General features: G+C 35.9%; 14 protein-coding genes and 1 pseudogene. 2 read left to right on the top strand and 13 right to left on the bottom strand.

Features of this window, described 5'->3' with window-relative positions; all coding sequences use genetic code 11:
* Positions 1–68: 68 nt before the first annotated feature.
* Positions 69–2,141: a sigma-54 interaction domain-containing protein gene (locus ACXY7N_RS11815; RefSeq protein WP_016135326.1), complete on the bottom strand. Its 2,073-nt coding sequence runs from the start codon at positions 2,139–2,141 to the stop codon at positions 69–71.
* Positions 2,142–2,277: 136 nt separating this feature from the next.
* Here ACXY7N_RS11815 and ACXY7N_RS11820 point away from each other — a divergent pair, with 136 nt between their 5' ends.
* Complete coding sequence (locus ACXY7N_RS11820) at positions 2,278–2,511, top strand: DUF2627 domain-containing protein (protein ID WP_016086351.1); 234 nt, start codon at positions 2,278–2,280, stop codon at positions 2,509–2,511.
* A 49-nt stretch (positions 2,512–2,560) separates the two neighbouring features.
* Here ACXY7N_RS11820 and ACXY7N_RS11825 read toward each other — a convergent pair whose 3' ends face one another.
* Complete coding sequence (locus ACXY7N_RS11825) at positions 2,561–3,289, bottom strand: glycerophosphodiester phosphodiesterase (RefSeq protein WP_016086350.1); 729 nt, start codon at positions 3,287–3,289, stop codon at positions 2,561–2,563.
* 50 nt (positions 3,290–3,339) lie between these two features.
* Here ACXY7N_RS11825 and ACXY7N_RS11830 point away from each other — a divergent pair, with 50 nt between their 5' ends.
* Entirely contained in the window at positions 3,340–3,486 is a 147-nt protein-coding gene (locus ACXY7N_RS11830) for a YycC family protein (RefSeq protein ID WP_001247671.1), read from the top strand.
* A gap of 187 nt (positions 3,487–3,673) precedes the next feature.
* On the opposite strand, the gene ACXY7N_RS11835 is transcribed toward ACXY7N_RS11830, so the two are convergent.
* The 11 genes and pseudogenes from ACXY7N_RS11835 to xseA all read right to left on the bottom strand — a co-directional run bounded on the left by ACXY7N_RS11835 (position 3,674) and on the right by xseA (position 16,932).
* Positions 3,674–5,200 carry a glycosyltransferase family protein gene (locus ACXY7N_RS11835; RefSeq protein ID WP_016086349.1) on the bottom strand — a complete coding sequence of 509 codons (1,527 nt, stop codon included), beginning with the start codon at positions 5,198–5,200 and terminating at the stop codon, positions 3,674–3,676.
* A 271-nt stretch (positions 5,201–5,471) separates the two neighbouring features.
* Positions 5,472–5,992: pseudogene (locus ACXY7N_RS11840) on the bottom strand (PRK06770 family protein).
* Positions 5,993–6,327: 335 nt separating this feature from the next.
* A complete protein-coding gene (gene spo0A, locus ACXY7N_RS11845; protein WP_000411416.1) occupies positions 6,328–7,122 on the bottom strand; it encodes a sporulation transcription factor Spo0A in 795 nt (264 codons plus the stop codon).
* Positions 7,123–7,410: 288 nt separating this feature from the next.
* Positions 7,411–8,709 carry a SpoIVB peptidase gene (spoIVB, locus tag ACXY7N_RS11850; RefSeq protein WP_016086332.1) on the bottom strand — a complete coding sequence of 433 codons (1,299 nt, stop codon included), beginning with the start codon at positions 8,707–8,709 and terminating at the stop codon, positions 7,411–7,413.
* A gap of 118 nt (positions 8,710–8,827) precedes the next feature.
* Complete coding sequence (gene recN / locus ACXY7N_RS11855; protein WP_016086331.1) at positions 8,828–10,567, bottom strand: DNA repair protein RecN; 1,740 nt, start codon at positions 10,565–10,567, stop codon at positions 8,828–8,830.
* Between the two features lie 267 nt (positions 10,568–10,834).
* A complete protein-coding gene (gene argR / locus ACXY7N_RS11860; RefSeq protein ID WP_001032581.1) occupies positions 10,835–11,284 on the bottom strand; it encodes an arginine repressor ArgR in 450 nt (149 codons plus the stop codon).
* A 142-nt stretch (positions 11,285–11,426) separates the two neighbouring features.
* Positions 11,427–12,266, bottom strand: coding sequence for a TlyA family RNA methyltransferase (locus ACXY7N_RS11865; protein WP_016086330.1), 840 nt, complete (start codon positions 12,264–12,266; stop codon positions 11,427–11,429).
* A gap of 3 nt (positions 12,267–12,269) precedes the next feature.
* Entirely contained in the window at positions 12,270–14,162 is a 1,893-nt protein-coding gene (dxs, locus tag ACXY7N_RS11870; RefSeq protein WP_016135327.1) for a 1-deoxy-D-xylulose-5-phosphate synthase, read from the bottom strand.
* 301 nt (positions 14,163–14,463) lie between these two features.
* Positions 14,464–15,354, bottom strand: a complete 891-nt coding sequence (gene ispA / locus ACXY7N_RS11875; protein ID WP_016086328.1) for a (2E,6E)-farnesyl diphosphate synthase — start codon at positions 15,352–15,354, stop codon at positions 14,464–14,466.
* The gene (gene xseB / locus ACXY7N_RS11880; RefSeq protein ID WP_000428423.1) at positions 15,354–15,584 is read right to left on the bottom strand and encodes an exodeoxyribonuclease VII small subunit; all 231 of its coding nucleotides are present in this window, start codon (positions 15,582–15,584) and stop codon (positions 15,354–15,356) included. Before xseB ends, ispA begins: the two co-directional genes overlap by 1 nt.
* Complete coding sequence (gene xseA / locus ACXY7N_RS11885; protein WP_016086327.1) at positions 15,574–16,932, bottom strand: exodeoxyribonuclease VII large subunit; 1,359 nt, start codon at positions 16,930–16,932, stop codon at positions 15,574–15,576. The genes xseB and xseA overlap by 11 nt, the downstream gene beginning before the upstream one ends.

The raw sequence follows: 16,932 nt of genomic DNA on the forward strand, positions 1-16,932 counted from the left end.
ATAACAAAACATTCTGTCTTTATTTGTCGCATTTTGTATACCATGCAATAAATTGCATGGTACGCAATTTATTGCATGCTATTTTTTGCACAGTCATACTTTTCTAGCTTGTAATATAAATTTCGAACTGAAATTCCTAATGCTCTTGCAGTTTTTGTTTTATTTCCATCAAATCTCTCTAAATATTCATGAATGATATTCCCTTCAAACTCTGTCACTAAATGTTCAAGTGGCTTTTCTTCTAATTCCGGTAATAAGTTATTTTGTTTTAACTCCGTCTGCTCTTCTTTATGTAAAGGTGGTAAATGATGTACATCAATATATATCTCGTTATAATTCATAAAGATAATAGCTCGTCCTAAAATATTCTCAAGTTCCCTTACATTTCCTGGCCATTCATATGATTGTAAATACGAAACCGCTGAATCAGTAAGCCCTTCTACATTCCGGCCATAATCTTGGTTAATTTTTTGAATTAACCTTTCTGCAATCGATGGTATGTCCCCCTTACGTTGACGAAGAGACGGGATTTGAATCGGGATTTTATTTAATCGATAATATAAATCCTCCCTAAACTCCCCTTCTAGAATTGCCTTTTCTAAATTCACATGCGTCGCTGCGATTACTCTCACATTAATAGGTATCGCTTTCGTTCCACCAACTTTTACAATCTCTTTTTCCTGCAGTACTCGAAGGAGCTTCGCTTGCGTATTTGCAGATAGCTCTCCTATTTCATCTAAAAAAATACTTCCATTGTTCGCTTCCTCAAAGAAACCACGTTTCCCGCCTCTTTTCGCTCCAGAAAATGCACCTTCCTCATAACCGAATAATTCACTTTCTAACAACGTCTCCGAAATAGCCGCACAGTTTACACGAACGAATTTATTATATTTTCGATTACTTCCATTGTGAATTGCATGCGCAAACAATTCTTTACCTGTCCCGGACTCTCCGCGTAGTAACACTGTTGCTGGTGTATTTGCTCCAAGTTTCGCCTGTTCAATAGCGGCTGTTGTTTCATCTGAATTTCCGACAATATCATCAAATGAATATTTCGCTTCTAACGTTCGGATAATTTGCCTTGCTCTATTCAATTCATTTGTTAACTTTTGAATTTCCGATACATCACGAATTACACCGACGCTTCCTTTCAATATCCCATCCACTATAACTGGCGCTACGTTTACAATTACATCACGCTTCTTTTGTCCAATCTTCATATGTATACCTCGTACCGCCCTACGCGTTCGAAGTACTTTCATATGCATACTTTCACCTTCTACAATATCGGTTGTAGCCGGCTTCCCAATAATGTCCTCTTCTGTTAAACCTGTTAATTTCGTATACGCAGGGTTAATTACTAATCCTCTTCCTTTTTCATCCACGACTGAAATTGCTTCCTCAGACGAGTTGATAATCGCCTCAAGTAACGTTTGAACCTCTTTTAAATCTGTAACTTCTTCCGCAAGATCTACAACTTCTGTTATATCTTTAAAAATCGCAAATGCCCCTTGTACCTCTCCTCCCTCTTTTAATATCGGAATACGTGTTGTAATAATTTTCTTTTCATTCTCTAATGTCAGTTCATAATTTACTTCTATTTGTTTCGTACGTATAATACGAAGCAACTTACTGGTTGGAATAACTTCTAAAATATATTTCCCTATTGCATCTTCTTTTTTATACCCGATAATACGCTCTGCACTTTTATTAAATAGGCGAACTTGTCCCTCTCGATCGATTACAATCATACCGTCATGCGTAGAATTTAAAATTAAATCACCTTGCTGCGTTTGTTCTTCTAACTTTCCAATTAAATCTTCCTTCTCATGTGCTAATCTCGTTACAATTTTCGCAATATCACCTGGTATAAGAAGAGTATCTTTATGCTTTTTCTTTAATAAATCTTTATGTAAATCAGCGTCACCTGTCATATCAAACATTACATCAATGTGCATAGAAAGAAACGGAGTTACACTCTCTCCAATTGTAACCCCATATTCTTTAGCCATTTGTAACCCTGTTGCTATCGGATTTATATCAATAATCCCTATAATTTGAAATATATTCGAACTTTGCAACAGATTCAGTAGTGTACTGCCACCTTCACCTGCACCAACAATTAAAACTTTTTGTTTCATATGTTACACTTCCTCTCGAAGTATCTCTGCAAAATTTTTCACACCCTTATCTTACTCGTTCAGCCCCCTCTTGACAAACCCCCTTTTCATATAACATCATTAAAATAAACGAAATAATCTGAAAAGGAGAGTTTATATGCAGCGTTACCTTGCTCTATTATTAGCACTCATCCCTATTTCATTAGCTGTGTTTGGCATTAAGTTAATGAGAGATACTGTATTCGGGATTCTATTTCCTCCACTCTCTATACTCTCGTTACAATTTTTAATTGGCGCCCTTTGCTTCGGGCTCGGGTTTTATATCTTTGGCGGCTTCGTCTTACACCGAGACCGCAAACGAAATAAAGTACAAGCTCGCTTTAGAAGATAGGCAGGCCCCACTATTTATAAATAAAAAAATGAGACCGTTACACGCGGTCTCATTTTTTTATTGGCAATAACATTCTTGCCGTTTCAGGGTAATCAGTAATAATCGCCGAAATATTCATATCAAAATATTTACGCATAAGTGTTTCTTCATTAATGGTATAGGGCCGAACCTCTACATCACTTTCCATCGTTAGTTCAGCAACAGCATCTTGAAGGTAACGATAATTAGGGTGCACTGCTGTAGCGCCCATTTTTTTCGCATATGCCCACGGACTATGCAAACCTTCGCGATATAAAATCGCTGTTTGAATATCAGGAGCCATCATATGACACCGTTTCATACTGTAGTGATTAAATGAAGAAAATATAACACGATCTTCTAGACTAAATTTCCGTACAAGCGTTATAACTTCTTCCTCTAAACCTCTGTATGGAAATTTATTATTTTTAAGTTCAATATTAAGTAGCAACTGTGTTTTTTCAATCCATTCTAACACCTCTTCTAAAAGAGGTATTTTACAAAAACCTACTTTATCACCAAATTTATAGCTCGCATCTAATTTACATAAATCCTCATATAAATAATTTCGAACCGCACCTTTTCCATTTGTTGTCCTGTTCACTGTTTCATCATGAATGACGACAACCTTTCCGTCTTTCGTTAATTGAACATCAAGTTCAATTCCATCTGCTCTAAAAGATTCAGCTGCTTCAAATGAAATCATTGTATTTTCTGGGTATGTTCCCGCTGCACCACGATGTGCAAATATAAGAGTCATCCTCACTCCCCCAATCTTATGCTATACTATACGAAAAAGGAGGTACTTCTATGAGACCATTACAAATTTCTCCAGACACTGCAGTCCGCCTATCAAAAGCATTAGGTGTTCCACTTGAACAACTTATGCATATGCCGCAGCACATTTTAATTCAAAAGTTAGTTGAATTAGAAAAACAAAATAAAGACGAAGAATAATACAGTCCTGTTTTGCAGGACTTTTTATTATTCTCTATTATATCACGTATGACTTCCCCGCTAAAATCCTTTAACGGATATACTATGATTCCATTTAATCTTTTTTCAAATATTTATAGTCAATTAAATGAAACCCCCTCTTTTAATAAAAGAGGGGGTTTCTTACTACTCGTTTCAGTTACTCAAATTATGCATTTTTCTTTTCTTTGTTAAAAATCATAAACAATTTATACAATCCTAAAGAAGCTGGAATATTCATAAATGCAAATGCCTCATAAGTATAATGAGGAGCTGTTTCCCATAGTAACAAGAAAGTAAATACCCCTAACGTACTAATCATCGCAATTCGTATAACTTCCGATTCATTTTCATCTTTCTTTTTATAAAGAATAATAGCTGCCAGAACAGCTACATAAACGAATAATTTGATAATATACGAATATACAGTAACGATTTTATAATTCGTTGTACTATAGTTCGATACGTAATTAGTTACAGTGTCGTTCTTCTGCTCAAACCATTGTCCAATACGGTACATAGAGAACTGGCTCGATACCCATTCTCTAGTTATTTTTTCATTTAAATGTTGTACATAACCCGTTACACCAAGTTCACTGAAACGCTGCACTATAACTTCTTTATTGTGTTCATTCAAATCCTTCGTATTCTTTATATTTTCATCATCAATATAATCTGCATCTGCCTGATTCCACACACCATACGTATCTTTGTTCAGACCCATTTTCACCCAATGAGTGAATGGAATTTTTTCAATTTCATTATCGGTACTGAGATTTAGCTTTGTCGTTATACCTTTAAAACTTATAATAAGAATTAAACAAAATAAAACACTACTTAACACCTTTACAGAATATTCCTTACGAAACTTAAAAATATTTTCAATTAAAATCGCTAACGCTACGGCTAATGCTGTCGGTCTTATAATATAAGTACAAGCTGCAAAAACCCCTAATAAAATCCATAAAATAATCTTCATTCTTTTGGTTTCCGCCGTTTTCAAGCACAAATATGTATACATCGTTGCTGAAATAAAAAATATTACTAATGTATGTGTATAGAAAACTGGCGCCTGCCAATATATAAAAATATTTAGCACAGATAACACGATCGATATGTGAGCAACTTTAAAATTTGTAATTTTTCTTACAATCAATACATTGAAAATAATACTACCTGTTATACACACTATTGGTAATATTTTTATCGCTAAATCTACGCTTCCTACCAATTTAGCAAAATATCCTCCTAATAATACAATATGTGTATTATATGGATAAAATAGAAGCTGCCCCATTTCTAAAAATTGATTATCTCCATTAAACACAGAGACAATCCCTTGTTTAAGGATGGCATAATCCCCTACAACAGGGTTAAATGCTATGGAAGTAATAATTATTTCCATCATCAAAATGATTATGATACCTAAAGCAATCATAATATTTGTGTACGTTCTTTTCATTTTATTAATAACCCATTTATAATACATAAAGAAGAGTGCAAATAAAAGCAACGTCGCCGCTATAACAGCACCGACTTTTTTTGGAGTATACTCCTCAGTGGGATAAGGAAATTCACCACTCATCAATATTGTTTTCGGGATAAAAAATTTACTTACTATCATTGAAAATATAGCTAAAAACACCGTCATAACAATGATTGGGTAAGCTCGATTCACTATTTTTTTAAAAGTCATTCATCCATTCTCCTATATCTTTAACTTTTCCCAATCAATAATACGTTATAGAGATGATGATGTCCAACCCACGTATTTCTTGTACATATCCTTATTTTCACTGCATTTTTCTATATAAATATGTATCGAAGTAAATAAAAAGAGCTCCCTAAAAGAAAGCTTCTAAATACTCTATAATTTATCTCACTATTTACAGACATTAAAAATCCCGGCTCACAATTTGGCAAGGACGTTAAGTGCAGGATGGGCCTCTACTAATTAAAGGTTCATTTTATTGCACATGTGGCGCGTCTCCTGAATTGTATAGTTCTTTCGCTTTTTCCTCCCCGAATGTAGTTAAAATATAATATTGCTCTTCTATCGCATCCATTTCTCTAGTAGCTTTACAAGTGTTACCTTCTTGAGCATCCGAGAAATAATTGTGATCTTCTACAATTTGACTAACGTCTTTTTTCGCCCATCTATCAGCAATTGCTAAAAGCTCATTTCTCTTCGCAAAGCTACTCTTATTTATGATTTTTTTAATTTTTCAGCATTATTTTGAACCATTGGGATAAATCCCGATTTTCGTTCTGCCACTACTTTTTGATGAGTCATGTGATGCATCGCTGTAATAACTTCGCTTTCAGTAGAATTTTCAGTAACATACACATCAACAAAGACTCCATCTACCTCTCTACCTACTATCGTCAGATCTTCTTTTTTATCTATTTGAGCACTCACTTCTTTATCTACTGGATTATCGGCAAGTTCTAACATTCCAAATGTAACCGCAACAGCAAGAACTCCCATAGCTGCTACTATTCCTAGCCAAGTTAATATTTTATTTTCCGTCTCCCTATGTATACCTATTTAATGGTCTTATAAAAAACTCACTTATATGTAACATTACTAAAAACAGGATTTATTTTCCATAATATCAAACAAGCCATTTTCATCTACCAAAATAATTTCAATAAAATTGATATTACTTCCCCTCTTTTTTTCAACAAAATAAAAAGACCAACGAATTCTAACATTCATTGGTCATTAAATAAAAAGTTCATTAGTTTTAAATTTAATATGGAGTATAAATTTAAAGAATGATTAAGCTTTACTAAAACTTAAATCCCTTACTACTTTTACTCTCAGCTAGCCTTATGTTCAAGTCTCAGCTTATCCGCAACCATTGCGATAAACTCGGAATTCGTAGGTTTTGCTTTTGACATGGATACTGTATAACCAAATAAGGACGAAATAGAATCAATATTCCCACGACTCCATGCTACTTCAATTGCGTGACGGATTGCACGCTCGACACGGCTTGCTGTTGTATTATATTTCTTTGCAATATCTGGATACAATACTTTCGTAATAGATCCAAGTAATTCGATATCGTTGTACACCATAGAGATTGCTTCTCTTAAGTACATATACCCTTTAATATGAGCAGGCACACCAATTTCATGAATGATACTCGTAATGCTCGCATCTAAGTTCTTCGGTTTTCCATCTATTGTCGTTGCTGAACGGAAAGATGGAAGTGGACGTTTAATGGTAGCGTTCGCCTTACCGCTCACTTGACGAATATGACTCGTTAAATTCTCCATATCAAATGGTTTTAATATGAAATAAGAAGCACCTAAGTCAACTGCTTTTTTCGTCACATCTTCTTGTCCAAATGCTGTCAACATAATTACGCTAGGCTGTCTTAGCCTTTCAATATGTCGCATTTTCTCTAATACAGCTAACCCATCTAAATGTGGCATAATAATGTCTAAAACAAGTACATCCGGCTGCTTATCTGTTAATAAATTTAAACACTCTTGACCATTATAAGCAGTACCGATTACTTCCATATCATCTTGAGCAGCTACATAACTCTCTAGCATTGATACTAATTCTTTATTATCATCCACAAGACATACTTTAATTTTCTCCACAGCTTTTCCTCCCTTACCGAATCGATTCTCCGACATGTGTATCCTTCTAGGCTACATGAATTGTTCGACAATTGTGTGAAAATTCCCTTTTAAAGTTTGTTACTTTCCGATAAAATCACAAAAAAATATGTTTATCGTCCATTTATTCCCTTTCGCAACACATTCCATCATAGAAATACAACGAAACGTTCAACCCTTTTCTTTTATTTTACAACAAAAAACACCTCTTGCGGAGCTTTTACAAAATTTCAACGAATTTTTCAACAGAAAAGCGAGCTAATTAAATAATTAGCTCGCTTTTCTTTCTTGATCATAAATGTTAATTCCAGCCTCATGTAACATCCATTCAATATGAACACCATATCCTGATGTCGGATCATTTACGAATACATGTGTAACAGCACCAATTACTTTCCCGTTTTGTACAATTGGACTTCCGCTCATTCCTTGTACGATACCACCCGTCTTCGCTAATAAACGTTTGTCTGTTACTTTTATTACCATACCTTTTGTAGCCGGAAACTTTTGCGGTACTGTACTAACAACTTCAATATCAAACGCTTCCACTTTATCTTGATCAATAACTGTTAATATTTTTGCCGGTCCCTCTTTTACTTGATGAGATAATGCAATAGGCATTGCTTTATCCATTACGCCATTTGTCATATTTGTATTCAATTTCCCAAAAATACCAAATGGACTATTTATTGTAATATTACCAATCACTTCACGATCTGGTGAGAACCTTGCTAATTTCTCTCCTGGATTCCCATGACTACCTCTTTCAATTGATGTAACCGTTGAACGCATAATTTGTCCATCTTCGACTTGAATCGGCTTTTTCGTATCGTTATCAGAAATGACATGACCAAGTGCCCCATATTTCATGGAATCAGGATGAACAAATGTCATTGTTCCGATTCCAGCTGCCGAATCACGAATATATAAACCGATACGATAAGACGATTCACCACTGTCTTTTTGTGGTGTTAACTTAGTGCGGATGTATTTTCCATCTCTTAACAAAACAAGATTAAGCGGTTCACCTGTTTCACCACTACTATGAATAAATGGTGCTACATCACTCATTTTTTCAATTGTTTTACCATTAATTTCAGTAATCATATCTCCAATTTGCACACCAGCTGTTTCACCAGGAGATACTTTCCCTTTTTCAGTTTGAATTAAATGATGGCCTACAACAAGTACCCCTTTTGTGTTTAACTTCACACCAATTGATTGCCCACCTGGAATAACTTTGAAATCTTTCAATACTTTCACATTTACTTTTTTTACTGGAAAACCAGCAAGTTGAAACACCATATCCGCTTCACCATTTTGATGAGAATTTACCATAAGTCCTTGTTTTTGTTCATTTGAACTCACTGTAAACACATGACGATCTGTAGATGAAGCTTTAAATACTGATAATGAAGCTATTTCTGATTGTTGTCCTTCAAAGACAACAATCTGCTTCGGGGATGAAATAAACGTCCGAAGCGGTTTAAAACATCCAATAAAAACTAAAGAAACAAGGAGACAAATACCTATTATTTTGCGAAATCTTTCTAATTTCAATTTGTTCACTCTCCTCGCTCCTACCCCACATTCAGCCTCTTGGCCTCACTTTTTAATCTCTCCTTGCAGTGCTTTATTTATAACCGGAAGAATTAAGTAATCATTATTTGAGAAAAAAAGCTATCCATTACTGGATAGCCTCTGCTGTCTGTTTAAAATGATGCGCTTGCGTAAGTAATTCTTTCGCATGTTCTGTCGTTAAATCTGTAATTTCCACACCAGAAATCATTCGAGCTATTTCTGTTACTTTATCCTCCATAGTTAAAACGGTAACTGACGTAATTGTTCGATCATTCGCTACCTGTTTTCGAATAAATAAATGTGAATCCGCCATTGAAGCTACTTGAGGTAAGTGCGTAATACAAAGTACTTGCGAGTTTACAGATACTCGATAAATTTTTTCTGCAATAGCCTGTGCAACTCGACCACTTACACCTGTATCCACCTCATCAAAAATAACAGATGCAACACCTTGATGCTTAGAAAAAATGCTTTTTAAAGCTAAAATAATACGAGATAACTCTCCGCCAGAAGCGACCTTTGAAAGTGGTTTTAGCGGCTCACCTGGATTTGTTGAAATATAAAATTCCACATGATCGTAGCCATCCGACGTAAGTCTTACCGGGGCCCCCTCCACAAGAGGCTCTTCAGCATTTCCTTCTCTCTTCATGATTCTCACTTCAAATTTTGTTTTTTCCATATATAATTCTTTTAATTCCTGATGAATAGCATTTGTAAGATGTTCTGCAAGCTCATGACGCATATTACTTAACAACGTTGCTTCTTTCAGAATGACACTTTCTAATTCCTTTAACTGCTTCTTCGTCGTTTCAATATGAACGTCTTTATTTTCAATCGTAAAAATTTCTTGTTCAATTTTATCAGCATACGCTAAAATCTCTTCTACAGTATTTCCATATTTTCTCTTTAGCATACGAATTTCATTTAAACGCGTTTCAATCTCGTCTAAACGATTCGGATCATATTCCATCATATCGAGCTTTTCTCTCAGTTGATACGCAACTTCTTCTAATAAGTAATAACTATTTGCAATTGAATCATGATTCTCTTGATACACTTCATCTAAATGTGTAATACTCTCCATTTGTCCCATTGCGCTTCGTACATTATCTAATCCTTGTCCGTCAGCGCTTAACGAGCGATATGCATCACCTAATGCTTTGTAAATTTTTTCGAAATTAGAAATTTGCAATCGTTCTTCAGTTAATTCATTTTCTTCATCCATCTTTAAATCCGCCTTACGGATTTCTTCATGCTGGAATTGAATTAAATCTAAGCGATGCGCCATTTGTTGTTCATTTTCACTTAACGATTTTAACTGTTTTTTTAACTTCTCATAGTCAGCGTATACGTTTTGGTATCTATCCAATTGTTTAACAATACGCTCTCCATCAAAATGATCGAGCATAAATAGATGACGCTCTTCATTCATTAAATCTTGTGTTTCGTGCTGCCCATGAATATCAACAAGTGTTTTTCCAATTTCTTTTAATATACTAAGGGTAACCAGTTTCCCATTTACACGACATACACTCTTTCCGTTTGCAGCGATATCACGCTTCAAAATAATCATGCCGTCTTCTATTTCTATATCCAACTCTTCTGCCTTTTCAATACATGGATGCTTATCATCTTCTACATAAAATAGCCCCTCGATCTCAGCTTTTTCTGTTCCATATCGAACAAATTCTGCTGAACCACGGCCACCTACAAGCAAACTAATCGCATCAATAATAATCGATTTTCCGGCCCCTGTTTCACCACTTAAAACCGTTAATCCTTTTTGAAAAGAAATATTTAATGCCTCAATAATAGCAAAGTTTCTAATCGATAATTCCGATAACAATGCTCCATTCACCTCGTTATAAACTAATCCCCTATTAAGGGCTTTTTTCAGTTCTTTATTCAAATAGTTATACTATATGTTTGTATGTATAAATTACTTTTCTAACCGCTCCATTGTACCAAACATTTGTTTTACGGGTCAATCCACCTATTTTCTAATTTTATTCAAAGAAAATATTATATTACAATTAAAAATCCACATTTTTAACCAATAAAAATATCCTGTTCACTTTCCACTTTACAGAGGAAAGCAAACAAGATTTTTTTGTTACAACATATTTAAGAAACGATCAGAGACAACACCTGTATCTTCAGGTGTACGGCAAATAATTAAGCAAGTGTCATCACCACAGATGGTTCCGATGATCTCATCCCACTCTAAATGATCAATAAGTGCTCCAAGTGAATGAGCGTTACCAGGCAATGTTTTTAGCACAAGCATATGTCCTGCCGTGTCTAATTTTACAAATGAATCCACTAGATTTCGTTTTAATTTTTGTAACGGGTTAAATCGTTGATCTGCTGGCAAGCTATATTTATAGCGACCATCATGTAATGGCACTTTCACTAAGTGCAATTCTTTAATATCGCGCGATACTGTTGCTTGCGTTACATTAAATCCCTCATTACGTAAAATATCAACTAATTCATCTTGTGTTTCAATTTCTTTGTTCGCAATAATTTCCCTGATTTTAATATGGCGCTGACCTTTATTCATACATTTGCACCTCACACTATCTCTTACCATAGTTTAAACATTGGTATACTTCACTTATTTATGTTAACTTATAATTCGTTACTTGTACACAATTGTTTTTACAATCATTATACAATTACAACAAAAAGAGGAACAACATATGTTATTCCCCTTTACCTTTTTGTTTTAGGACATCATGCGCCTCTGTAACTACTTGCTCAACAGAAACTGGAGAATGATTTTCGCCATTCTCACGTTCACCATGCCATTTCAGATGAATTAAAAATTCAATATTACCATCCCCGCCCGTAATTGGTGAGAATGTTAAACCTTCTACATCGTATCCTTCTTTTACAGCAAAATCGACAATCATTTCCACGACAGCTTCATGTACTTTTCGATCACGAACGATACCTTTTTTCCCAACTTGCTCTCTTCCAGCTTCAAACTGAGGTTTAATTAACGCTGCTACATCCCCATTCGGCATAAGCATTGTTTTTAAAACTGGCAATATAAGCTTTAATGATATAAATGAAACATCGATACTCGCAAATTGCGGTAAACCACGCTCTAAGTCTGCTGGTGTCACGTAACGGAAGTTTGTTCGTTCCATTACAACAACACGCTCATCTTGACGCAATTTCCATGCAAGTTGATTGTACCCTACATCTAATGCATAAGATAATTTCGCTCCATTTTGAAGCGCACAATCTGTAAAGCCACCAGTTGATGAACCAATATCTATCATAACTTTATCTTGTAAATCAAGATGAAATGTCTCTAGTGCCTTTTCGAGTTTATAACCACCACGGCTTACATACGGCATAACTTGTCCCTTCACCGTAATCTCTGTATCTTGTGGGATTTTCTCTCCTGGCTTATCAAGTCTCATCTCATTCGCATATACAAGTCCGGCCATAATGGCGCGTTTTGCTTTCTCACGTGTTTCTATAATTCCTCGCTCTACTAATAGTACATCTACTCTTTCTTTTTTTGCACTCATTTGTTACGCCCTTTTTTGTTTTGATGGAATCATTGTATGAATACGGTCTACAACAGCATCTGTCGTTAAACCGATTTCTTCTAATAATTTTGTTACACTACCGTGCTCTATGAAACGATCTGGAATACCCATTCGTTCAATTAACGCACTATGGTACCCGTTCTCAGACGCAAATTCAACTACTCCCGTTCCAAAACCACCGATCAAGCACGCTTCTTCAATCGTTAAAATCGGTATATTTTTCCCTAAGAGATCATGTAAATATGCTTCATCCATCGGTTTAATAAAGCGAGCATTCACTACTTTCACTGAAACTCCAGCCTTTTCAAGACGCTCAGCTGCTTCCATTGCCATTGGTATTGTCGTACCAAATGTTAAAATAGCCGCTTGTGTACCTTCTTTTAACGTTTCCCATGAACCGATTGGAATCGCCTTTAATTCCTCATCCATAGGAACACCAAGTCCATTACCGCGCGCATAACGTAATGCGATTGGTCCATCTTCATATTGCATCGCCGTATATACTAAATGTTGCCCTTCATTTTCATCTTTTGGCATCATAATTACCATATTCGGCAAGTGGCGTAAGAATGAGATGTCAAATACACCTTGATGCGTTTCACCATCTGCTCCTACTAATCCGGAGCGATCGATTCCGATGAAGACATTTAAATTTTGGCGGCATATATCATGAACAACTTGGTCATATGCTCTTTGTAAAAATGTTGAATAAATTGCAAGGAATGGCTTCATACCTTGTGTTGCCATACCCGCTGCCATTGTTGTAGCATGCTGTTCTGCAATACCTACATCAATCATACGATCCGGGAATTCTTTTTGGAATTTCTCAAGTTTCGATCCAACAGGCATTGCAGGTGTAATTGCAACGATACGCTCATCCGTTCTCGCTAGCTTAAGTACTGTATCACTAACAACAGCACTCCACGCTGGTGCAACTTCTTTCGGTTTAACGAAGTCACCTGATTCAATTTTATAAGGTCCTGTTCCATGCCAAGTTCCAATAACATCACTCTCAGCTGGTTTATAACCTTTTCCTTTTTTCGTAATAACATGAACAAGCACTGGGCCTTTTGTTTTCTTTGCATATTGCAACGTTTCGAATAACTTTTCATAATCGTGCCCATCAACTGGACCCAAATATGTAAAGCCTAACTCTTCGAAAAAGACACCGGATACTAGTAAATATTTAAGACTATCTTTTATTTTCTCTGCTGTTGCAGCAACTTTCCCACCGACTGCTGGGATTTTCTTCAATATATACTCTAGTTCGTCTTTTACCCAATGGTATTTTCCTGCGGTACGTAGACGTCCAAGCACATTATGAAGCGCGCCAACGTTTGGCGCAATTGACATTTCATTATCATTCAAAATAACAATCATGTCTGTTTTTTCATGTCCAATATGGTTCAATGCCTCTAAAGCCATTCCGCCTGTTAAAGCACCATCTCCAATGATTGGTATAACATATTCTTTCGTTTTCTTTAAATCACGTGCTAGAGCCATTCCCATTGCAGCAGATAATGATGTCGAGCTATGGCCAGTTTCCCATACATCGTGCTCACTCTCGCAACGTTTTGGGAAACCACATAAACCTTGATATTGCCTTAATGTACCGAATTCTTTTGCACGTCCTGTTAAAATTTTATGTACATAGGATTGATGTCCTACGTCCCATAAAAATTTATCATTCGGGCTATCAAATAATTTATGCAGAGCAATTGTGAGTTCTACTACACCTAAATTAGGTGCAATATGTCCACCTGTTTGAGAGAGCTCTTCAATTAAAAACTTACGAATATCCTCACTCAATCCCTCTAGTTCACTGATAGACATATCTTTCAAAAAACTAGGGTTTTGAATTTGCGTTAGATCCACATGGATCACTCACTTTCATTTCATAATCTGTCAACATGTCAAATATTATAAAAAACATTTACACAAAACAAGAAATTCTCTTTTTTATTTTTCGCCTTGTCCTGCTATTAACCAGTCTATTGCGCCCTAATCCTATTATAAACCATATTTCTTTAGGCGATGAAAAAAATAGCCGCTAACACGAAGTGATAACGGCAATGTAATCTACATATATTTTTGCCAATAACAAGAAAAGAAAAACCTTTTCCTACATTTATATCATAAAATGATGAATGACTCAACAAATGGAAACGCTGTTATATTAGTTATTACGTTTTGCAATCAAATCGCAAATAGATAGTAAATATTCATCTTGTAATTGCAAGGAACCAATAGCATCTTTTGCCTTTGCAATTGTTTCTTCTAAAATATCCTTTGCTCTATCTACAGTAAATAACGTCGTATATGTGCTCTTTTCGTTGGAAACATCACTACCAATCGGTTTTCCGATCTCTTCTTCGGTTCCTTCCACATCTAAAATATCATCTCGAATTTGGAACGCTAGACCGATATATTTTGCAAACGCAAGTAACTTTTCTTCTTGTTCTTCTGTGGCATCTGAAAGTATCGATCCTGCAAGTACAGCGAATTCAAGTAGTTTCCCAGTCTTATGCTTATGAATATACTCCAACTCATCAATCGTAAGCTGTTTTCCTTCAGCTTCCATATCCGCCACTTGTCCGCCAACCATTCCTTCTGGCCCTGCCGCTTTTGCAAGCTCAAGTACAAGTCTTACTTTTTTCTCAGCAGTAATTTCCTTTTGTTCATATGCCATAATAACTTGAAAAGCATACGTCAACAAACCATCGCCTGCTAAAACTGCCATCGCTTCACCAAATACTTTATGATTTGTGGGCTTCCCTCTTCTTAAATCATCATCATCCATACAAGGTAAATCATCATGAACTAACGAGTATGTATGTATCATTTCAAGAGCACAAGCTGCACCTACTCCAAGATTTTTTTCTTTACCAAACGCTTGTAATGTTGCAAATAAAAGTAACGGGCGGAGACGCTTCCCACCCGCTTCCAAAGAATATGCCATCGCTTCACGAAGTACATTTGGACATTGTAATTCATTTGCATAGCTTACAAGCTTCTCTTCTACGAAAGTTTTACTTTCTTTCAAAAAAGTATCAAAAGCAACAGTCACTATGCTTCATCTCCTAAAGCAGTAAACGGTTCAAGCTCTCCATCTTCCCCAAGAATAACTGCCATTTGTTCTTGTACGTTCTTCAACTTCTCATCACAAAGCTTAGATAATTCCATACCCTCTTTAAAATAAGAGATTGCTTCTTCTAAAGGTACGTCACCTTGTTCTAGCTTAGAAACGAGATGCTCAAGTTGCGAAATTGCCTCTTCAAAACTTAATTTATTTTCCATTATTCAATTCACGCTCCTCTATGCCTGATACGCTACAATCTAGTATTCCATCTTGTAATTGAACTGAAACAGCATCTCCAAGGCTGACATCTTTCACACTTTTTAACACTTGCTTCTCTTCATCATATACAAGCCCGTACCCTCTCATCATTACTTTAAGCGGACTTAACGCTTCAAGTTTTTGAGCAGCTCTTACAAAGGCAAATTCTTTCGTTTGAAGTAATGTTTGCATTTCACGTTGCAATTGCTTTTGCAATGTTTCAACTGCTACCTTCGTTTGCATAATTTTTTGAGATGGGTGGTGCTTCTCTAAATAGAATGAAAGCTGTTTTAACTGATTTACCTTTTTATCAATATAGCGCTCTTTCGCTAACACAAGCTGTTCTAACGCTCTATCTAATTGCTCTTCTTTTTGCTCATATACTTGTCTTGGATAACGGAACGCATAAGATTTTTGCAATACTTGTAGTTTTTCTTCTTTTTTATGTACTAACTCTCTCATTGCTCTTTGCAATCTTAGAGTTCTTTGTAATACCTTTTCTTGTAACTCTATAATGTTAGGCGCTGCCAGCTCAGCTGCTGCAGTCGGTGTTGGCGCACGTAAATCGGCAACAAAATCCGCAATTGTAAAGTCCGTTTCATGTCCTACTGCCGAAATAATAGGGATATCACTCTTAAAGATTGCCCTTGCTACCATTTCTTCATTGAAAGCCCATAATTCTTCAATAGAGCCTCCCCCGCGCCCAACGATTAGGACATCTATCTCTCCCATTGCATTCGCTGTACGAATCGCTTGTACAATTGAGGGAGCTGCTGACTCCCCCTGTACAAGTACCGGAAACACAATAACATTTCCAATTGGATAACGACGTTTAATCGTTGTTATAACATCACGAATCGCTGCCCCTGTTGGCGACGTAATCACACCTATTGTTTTAGCATAAGGAGGAATTGTTTTTTTATAAACTTGAGAAAACAAACCTTCTTCCTCTAAACGAACCTTTAATTGTTCGTAAGCTAAATGCAGGTTTCCGACTCCGTCAGGCTGCATATCTTGAATATAAATTTGATAAGAACCACTCGCCTCGTAAACGGAAATTTTCCCCTTCACAAGTACCTTCATCCCATTTTCAGGTCTGAATTTAATATTACGATTATGACCCGCAAACATAACCGTTGCGATTCTTGCATTTTCATCTTTCAATGTAAAGTACATGTGGCCACGACTATGATTTTTAAAGTTGGAAATTTCACCTTTTAACCAAACAGACTGTAAATGCGGATCATATTCTATTTTTGTTTTTATATAGCGTGTTAACGCTGTAACGGTTAAATATTGTTTCTCCAT

It is taken from the genome of Bacillus sp. 5w2 (genome assembly GCF_054353775.1).